Source organism: Bacillota bacterium, assembly GCA_012837285.1.
GTDB lineage: Bacteria > Bacillota > DTU030 > DUMP01 > DUMP01 > DUNI01.
Genome location: DURJ01000098.1, coordinates 1 through 8,263, shown reverse-complemented (window position 1 = coordinate 8,263; position 8,263 = coordinate 1). Strand labels below are relative to the sequence as shown.

The following is an 8,263-nucleotide window of genomic DNA, read 5'->3' as shown; positions in this document are numbered from 1 at the left end:
TTTGAGATAATAAAGCGACATATACAGCAATATGAAAAATCATTAGACTCAGAACATGAGGTTGGGGTAATGCTTACAAATTTTGGGCAATCAGTTTTAATGCAGGTAACAGAAGTATCGTATGAAGAGTCAGTTGTGTTGATATTTCGGGGTTACGTAAATGGGAAAATGTCAACATTAATCCAACATATTAACCAGCTCAATTTCCTGTTAACTTCAATGGAAAAAGAACCGGAAAAACCGAAAAGAAGAATAGGATTTATTAGCCCTAGTGAAAAATGATGCCTGTTCTTCATCCCAGTATGACAAGAGGAATAGTCCATTGTCCGAAAACGTAAACGGTGACAGTCACCTGGGAAAGTATGGTTATTGATGTTGGAGAATTAGCCAAATAAAAAGAACAAGGGTTGAAAATCATGATAGAAGCAATTGTTGGAAAGGAACTGCAGCGGCACTTTAAATTTGCTGCCAACATGACCAGTTCAGAAGGAAGTATTGAATTTGAATTAAGCGGCAATCTCACCTTTGCGGTGGCGACAGAAGATTAAATAGGTGATGTTGACTGGCATAAGAGGATACAATAGAAGGCAACGGTTGTGTTGTAAGTTGACTGTCTGGGGCTGTCACCAACCACAACACGCCCCGTGGGAAAGCAAATAATTAAGCGCTCTCTCACGGGGCTTTTCTTTTTACCCCCAGCAACCCTTGGGAGCAATCAAGCTCTTAAGGGGCTGGGGATGACCGAAACAAAGTTTATACAAATGATGGTATAATGAAAGAAATAATATCAGAATCATTGTTGGAAAAAGGAAGGAGGTGACTAAAATGGCTATAGTCTATACTAAGAAAGAAATTGTCGGCATGGTTGATGAATATTTGCAACCTGTCAAGGTTAATAAACTGCATTGCAAAGGGTTCGTAAACTATCGGGGAATTACTTCTGACACCAAGGAAAAGTATACAGAAGTTATAGCGGCATACCTGTTGGAACATCTAGGGGAATTGAAGTACATTAACCTAGAGGGGCGGACCGGTTCTTATAGTGTATTCCGTGATGGGACTACACCTCTGGCTGCTGATGGACGCAAGTGGGAGCAAGAAGAACAACGTATTGCAATGAGACTATTTAATAAAAAGGGTCTGCCACCTTTCAGTGAGGTTTTCCACTACCAGACTCCCCTAAAAGACGGCAGGGGTATTGCTATTGATCTTTTGGCCCGGGATGAGAAGTATGTTTATATCCTGGAACTAAAGCGGCCCAGTAGCAAAGAAACACTTTTGCGCTGTATTTTGGAGATATATACATACTATCGAATGGTGAATTACGGGAAATTACTGGCTGATTTTGAAATTGAAAATAACCCTACTTTGCGTAAAGGTGTACTTGTGTTTAAAAACAGCCGAGCGCATAAGGATTTTTCCGACCCCAATGTGCGTCGACTGATGCAGGAACTTGAAGTGGATTTCTTTATGCTTGATAAAAGCAGGGAGGAAATTGTGGAAAAATATTATTCTAACGAAGCAGGAGGACAGGTGAATGGCTGAAATAATTGCCACAAGGGGTGACAACACATTCATTCTTCAGACATAGCAAACTAAAGGTTATGTTGTGAACTTAGATGAGGGTATACTGAGTGAAGAAATGGAGATAAACGCTTTTTTGAAATTTGGTTATTGGGAACCTTATAGTGGGCCTATTAAGGCAGAAGAGCTTCTCAAAGTCATAAACAAGAAAAAGCATAACCTGGGCCGTAGGAATTTGTTTTGACAAAGCAATATACAACAGTACCTAGATGAAAGGCTTTTATAGATGAAGGTAATTATATATAGAGGGACCAAGGAAATAGGGGGAACATTCCTGGAACTTCAATCTAGAGCCAATAGGATGTTGATCGATGCCGGTTACCCGCTGTTCCTCAACAACAAACCCATTGACGATTCCGTGGCATCGCTAGGCCCAAAAGCTCTGCTTGAACTTGGTGTGTTGCCCGATATTAAGGGTTTATATATTTGGGATAGCCCAGGGTTTGATGGGGTTGTTATTTCTCATGCCCATATTGATCATTATGGGTTACTTAAGTTTGTTAACCCGTCAATCCCCATTTACCTTTCGGCGGGCACCTTAAAACTCATAGAGATTTCCAAGCTCTTTCATTTGATAGACAAGATTATTCTCGAGAATTATGATTTCAAGATGTTTAGAATGTATGAACCGTTTTCTATTGGGACCTTCAGAATTATGCCATATCTGATGGACCATTCGGCCTTTGATGCGGCGGCATTTGAGATATCGAGCTTTGGAAAAACTATTCTTTATACGGGGGATTTTCGTGGGCACGGGCGAAAAGGTATCTGTTTGGATAGATTCATCAATGGTGCCACGAAAGGTGCCGATATACTTTTAACAGAAGGAACGCTGTTGGGGCGGCAGGATGAAGAAGTGTTAACAGAGCAGGAACTTGAGGAACAGATCGTCAAAAAGGCTAAGGGGTTTGCAGGCCCAGTTTTATTTCAATCATCAAGTCAAAACATAGACCGCCTTGTCAGTTTTTATAGGGTGGCTTTACGGCTGGGCAGGGTTTTTGTTGTTGATATATACACTGCCAATGTTCTTTATGAGCTTCGCCAGCTTGGGAACAAGCTTCCCTACCCCTCAACGGCGTACAAAAATATAAGAGTGTTTTATCCTTATCGATTAACCCAAAAGATATTTAACGAAATCGGGGAAAAATATGCGAAGCGGTTTTCGGCATTTCATATCTCCAAAAACAAACTAAAGGAGCAAGAAGAAAATATCATTATGGCTGTGCGGCCTTCAATGAAAAGGGATATAGAAATAACGGGGTTAAAAAACGGATTATTTCTGTACTCTATGTGGAGCGGGTATCGTAACAGTGATTATCAGAAAAGGTTTGAGAGTTACTTAATTCAGGCTGGCTTTGTTATGCACCAACTGCACACAAGTGGACATGCGTCTATTGCGGATATAATAAAATTGATCACAAAACTTGACCCTAAAAAGGTAGTACCTATTCACACAATGGTCCCTGATGCCTTTGCCGCAATTGCAGATCAAGTTGTCCTTATTGAAGATGGCAAGATGTTTAATGTTTAGATAGCTAAGAATCACTACACGCCCCGTGGGAAAGCAGCTATTAAGCTTTCTCACGGAGCGTTTTGTTTATGTATGGCCTCTGGTCGTTGACAAGGTAGCTACTCCATGTTATTGTATAGCTGGTACCCAACATAACTGATTACCAACATCATATAATAGTGAGGAGACGATATTCTGCAAAACCTAAGTGAAATGCTAAAGGGCGTGCTTGATGGGATAGTGCTGGCAATCATCAGTCAAGGTGAAACATATGGGTATGAAATAGCTAAGAAACTTTATGCAATGGGTTTTGAAGACCTTGCCCAGGCGACTGTGTATGCATTGTTGTTGCGGCTGGAAAAAAATAATTTGGTATTTGTATCGAAAAAACCTTCAAAAAAAGGTCCACCAAGAAAGTTTTACACCCTTAATGGGCGGGGGTTTGAAGAATTAACCTCCTTTTGGGCCAGGTGGGATTTCCTAAGTGAACGTATTCAAATATTAAGAAACAACGGGGGTGAGGATAGTGAACTTCAATCAAGAAACCAGGAAAAAAATTGAACAATTTGCTAAGGAACAATCACAGTACTACCTGCAAGAAGCCGAAATGACCTACATGGAGAAGCTCCGTCAAGAAATTGGCAGGGGTAAAAAGAAGGTTAGGTCAGCCCTGGGGAAGTTGAAAAGCCGCTCTGAGGCATCACTTGAAGCAGAGAACGATATGGTTCTTTATATGAGTGATTATATGAATGATTTGATAGCAGAAGGGCTTTCCGAACAGGAAGCTTTTGAGCGTGCTAAGGATGAGCTAAAATTCCGCAGTGAAACAGAAAAATCAGCCGATTTGCAGGAGCGGTTTGCAAGATATATTGAAAGCCGGGATCCTGCTGATTACGAGGCTATTGGTCTATTTTACGCAGCGTTCATTTTTCTGGGGGTATCTATCGGTGGGTTTATCGGATTTCTCAGTAGTGGCGGGCGGATGATGTTCCTTGCCAGCGGTTGGATTGATACCCTGATTGGGACCGGTGTTGGCTTAGGTATTGGCCTAGGACTCGGGCTCATCAGCAATGCAATTCTCGTATTAAGGAACAGATAATTTAATTGGAGGGCCAGACGGCAAGTATGTTAACGTGTTCACTCTGCAGGATAACAACAGATGTGGACGGCCGGAAGCCTATACGGAGGAAGATAAAATCAAGGTGTTTGTATTACCCGACATCGTAATTGATTTGTCCCAGGTGTTTGCTGCTATCAGTTAAGGCAGCCCGTGGAAAGGGTAGGAAATAAACGGTGACAGTCACCTGGGAAAGTACTCACAGACAAAAGTATCGGTTTGGCCGCAGTTTCGCTACGTTAAGGAAGGGATTCAAAAGGGTAGGGGGAGCTCTCGGGAGTAAGCCGAGATTGGATAGAGAAGAGATTACCAGTAAGATTGATGAAAACGAGTTAACGGGATGTAGTAAATGTCAGGAAGCGGGCCCTGACTGCCCAAGAGCAGTCAGGGCCTTTTTGTTATGTTGTTGTACAGTACTTTCTGCGCGTCGAACTTGTAGGTGGTACAAAGTAAGGGTGCTTTTCTTTCCTAGAAAAAAATTCCTTGAGCTTGCAGGAATACTTATGCATTGCGGTGAATAACAATGCACAGCAACAAACAAAGGAGGTGGGAGCGGCAAAAGGGCGAGGATGATGCAGCTAGTTTTTTCCATGGTCCAATTTACGAGGAGGTGCTGTTTTGAAAAAGAGTGTTGGTTCCTTCCGTCTCCTGACGATTACACTGGTTTTGGTGTTGGTTCTAAGCCAGGTGGTATCCGCGGCTTCTGTTCCCCCGCCTAAGCAAGTCTTAGGTTATGACATTGGGGCTGATTATGAGCTTACCCCTTGGGACAAAATCGTTCAGTATATGGAAAAACTAGATGAGGCCTCTAACCGGGTTCAGGTTATGCCTTACGGTACTACCCCGGAGGGGAGACCGATGATCCTCACCGTGGTGTCTTCAGAGCAGAATATAAACAACCTGGCCAAGTACCAGGAAATCAGCGCAAAACTGGCAGATCCGCGCGGCCTAAGCGAAAAAGAAGCCCAAAAACTGATTAAGGATGGTAAGGCCATCTACTGGATCTGCGCCAACATTCATGCCCCGGAGGTGGGGAGCGCGGAGATGGTCATGGAGCTGGCGTATAAGCTGGCCACAGGCAATGACCAGAGGACCAAAAACATACTGGATAACGTAATTGTAGTTATTGACCCGTCCATTAATCCCGATGGTCACGGTTCTTTTACGGAGTGGTATCATAAGTACAAGGATACCGAGTGGGCGAAAATGAAGCCACGGCCGCCTTATGTGGGACACTATGTGGGTCACGATAACAACCGGGACATGATCGCCCTGGCGCTGCCTGAGACGGCCCAGAATATCGAGGCGCGGTTCCTTTTCCACCCGCAGATTTACCACGATTTGCACCAAAGCGGTCCGGCGCGAATGTGGATGAATCCTACTCAGGATCCTAACGACCAGAACATCAGCCCCATTACGCAAGCGGATTGGATCAAATACGGTGGCCATATTATTTCCAACATGACTGCCAAGGGAATGGCCGGTGTGGTTACAGCTACCCGTTATGATAATTGGTATCCCGGGTATAACGACCAGTTTACCACTTACCACAATGGGCAGGGAATGTTGTTTGAAACCCATGGCGGTTGGGGTGCAACCCCGGACACGAGCACGCCCAAGGCACTAGAGAAGGAGTATCACTGGTACATGCCTATGCCTTGGAAGGGCGATATTTGGCGGCTGCGCGATAATATTGATTACCAGGAAACAGGCGTGCTACTAAGCCTTGAGCTTACAGCCCAAGAGAAAGACACCGTTTTGGAGCATTTCTACCTCAAGGGTAAAGAGGCGGTGGCAGCAGGGAAAAACCAGGCCCCGTATGCTTATCTGATTCCGGCAGGGCAGGGCGACCCGGCAGCGGTGGCCGATTTAGTGAGCAATCTGCTTCAACACCGCATTGAGGTCCAGCAGGCCACGGCTGCCTTCACAGTAGAAGGAAAGAGTTACCCGGCGGGTACTTATGTGGTGCTTCTTAACCAGCCTTACCGCAATTTGGCCAAGACCCTGTTTGAGGTTCAAGAGTACCAAGATTACTTTAACGAGCCTTATGATGTTACAGCCTGGACTTACGGCCTAATGCGCGACGTGGACACAGTGGCAGTAGGAGATAAGAGTATTTGGAAGGTGGGGCTGGAGCCTGTCGTTGCGGTGAACCTGTCTGGTAGTCTTAATGGTGGAGAATCGGCCCTGGGGTACTTGGTAGAACACAACAGCAACAACAATGCAGCGCGACTTCTTAATGCTCTCTGGGAGCAGGGCGTCAGCGTCCAGCAGGCGACAGCAGCCTTTACCGTGGACGGTATTACCTACTCAGCCGGTACTTTTAAGGTCAGCGGTGTGGATTATGAAGAGCTTAAGGTCCAGGTGGAGACACTACACCTTATGGCCCACGCCCTTTTCAGCGAACCTGAAGCCGACTTTGTTACCCTGTCCCAGCCGAAGATCGGCCTCTACCATGGCTGGGTGGACACCATGGATGAAGGTTGGACCCGTTATGCTTTGGAGCAATATGGTTTCCAGTTCGACCGGCTGGATAACAATGCTGTCAAAGCCGGCGAACTTAACCAGTACGATATTATAATCCTCCCTGATATGCGTCCCGAGAACATCTACACCGGTTCGGCCAATATGCCCCCGTCATACCAAGGGGGTCTTGGTGACGAAGGGGTAGCAGCACTGGCTAAGTTCGTACAAGGTGGCGGTACTCTGCTGGCTATGGGTGAAGCTTCGGCTTTCCCAGTGGAGCACGGGTTGGTTGCCGGAGTTGAACTGGCGGACCTCAGCGGTGTAAATGCCCCGGGTTCCCTCCTGGGTCTAATTGTGGATCCCAACCAACCAGTAGCTTACGGCTACGACGCTTACGAGGCCGTCTTCTTTGAGAATAATCCGGCCTTCCTGGTCAGTCCAGCCAGCAACGCTAACGTGGTTGCCAGCTTTAGTGACGAGCCGCTTCTTTCTGGTTACCTGGCTGACCCAGAGAAGCAATTGTCCGGTAAGGCTGCCATTGTGGAGGTGCAAACGGGCGAGGGGAGCGTTATCTTAGCCAGTCCCGACCTGGTGTACCGCTTCCAGGCCCAGGGAACCCTTCCCTTCCTCTTCAACAGCATCTTTAAAGCGGCAGGTGACAAATAGCTAAACGCCAACAAGGGAGTCCTCAAGGGCTCCCATTTTACTTGGGCCTGCAATTTCATGATATGTCAATGCACTCCATGGTCGTTTAGCGCTGCAATAGACTAACCGCTAGCTTCCAATCTTGTAGAAAATATTTGTAGAGGACGGGTCTTCTTCTAACTGCTAACGGGTGATATGATGCGATCACCTCATAATTCCTTACTAGGTGTACTTTGCCCCTAAGCTGCTTAACTTCGACAGCCGGATCTTCAAAAAAGGACTGACAGGCAACATTACCAAGGCATAGTACGATCTTTGGATTTACAGATTCTAGTTGTTGCCATAAATACCCAATGCAGATGGATCGGGCGGTTTGCTTATCGTAAGCGCGTCTTGGTCGGCACTTTAGGACGTATGTTATGTACAGTGAACTTAAATCGAGGCCAGCTTCATAAGCTGCCAGTTGCAAGGTTTCTCTTGTGCCACATAAAAATGGTCGGCCGTTTTTATCTTCTCTGGCACCTGGGTTATCAAGAACGACAAAAATAGGGGCAGAGGGATTACCCTCTCCCCAGATAACCCTTGTTCTCTGTTTACACAGTTCACACTGCCGGCAGGATTGGCTAATGGCTGGGACGGCGTCCTCCGGCAGGATTGTTGGTAGCATCGTGTTCAAAGCAGATAACTCCTCTACGCCTAATTGGTGTCAGGATATCTGTTCATATATTTACCCATTTAGGCAAATTTGATAGGCGGCTTTAACTTAAACCTCGGGGTGGCTAACCAAGAACCCGGGGGAGAGGTGTTGTCTACTAGGAGCGTGATCCTTTGTGCAGGGGGTGCAGATATACCAAGCGGCCGCGAAACCCACATTTAGCACCGCCACGTCCTTGAACACGGCTGACATTTCCTCCTTGGCATTCTCGATGAAGTTGAAGTAG

Annotated in this window: 6 protein-coding genes; 5 read left to right on the top strand and 1 reads right to left on the bottom strand. The window is 45.9% G+C overall.

Annotated features, from left to right (window positions below; all coding sequences use genetic code 11):
- Positions 1-825 precede the first annotated feature (825 nt).
- The 5 genes from GX016_05735 (at position 826) to GX016_05715 (ending at position 7,343) form a co-directional block, all read left to right on the top strand.
- Positions 826-1,545: a hypothetical protein gene (locus tag GX016_05735; protein ID HHT71060.1), complete on the top strand. Its 720-nt coding sequence runs from the start codon at positions 826-828 to the stop codon at positions 1,543-1,545.
- Positions 1,546-1,885: 340 nt separating this feature from the next.
- Positions 1,886-3,115 carry an MBL fold metallo-hydrolase gene (locus tag GX016_05730; GenBank protein HHT71059.1) on the top strand — a complete coding sequence of 410 codons (1,230 nt, stop codon included), beginning with the start codon at positions 1,886-1,888 and terminating at the stop codon, positions 3,113-3,115.
- 192 nt (positions 3,116-3,307) lie between these two features.
- The gene (locus tag GX016_05725; protein HHT71058.1) at positions 3,308-3,655 is read left to right on the top strand and encodes a PadR family transcriptional regulator; all 348 of its coding nucleotides are present in this window, start codon (positions 3,308-3,310) and stop codon (positions 3,653-3,655) included.
- Complete coding sequence (locus GX016_05720) at positions 3,621-4,193, top strand: hypothetical protein (GenBank protein ID HHT71057.1); 573 nt, start codon at positions 3,621-3,623, stop codon at positions 4,191-4,193. Before GX016_05725 ends, GX016_05720 begins: the two co-directional genes overlap by 35 nt.
- 636 nt (positions 4,194-4,829) lie before the next feature.
- Complete coding sequence (locus GX016_05715) at positions 4,830-7,343, top strand: hypothetical protein (GenBank protein HHT71056.1); 2,514 nt, start codon at positions 4,830-4,832, stop codon at positions 7,341-7,343.
- Positions 7,344-7,428: 85 nt separating this feature from the next.
- On the opposite strand, the gene GX016_05710 is transcribed toward GX016_05715, so the two are convergent.
- On the bottom strand, positions 7,429-7,989 hold the full coding sequence (locus GX016_05710; GenBank protein HHT71055.1) for a uracil-DNA glycosylase: 561 nt from the start codon (positions 7,987-7,989) through the stop codon (positions 7,429-7,431).
- Positions 7,990-8,263 lie beyond the last annotated feature (274 nt).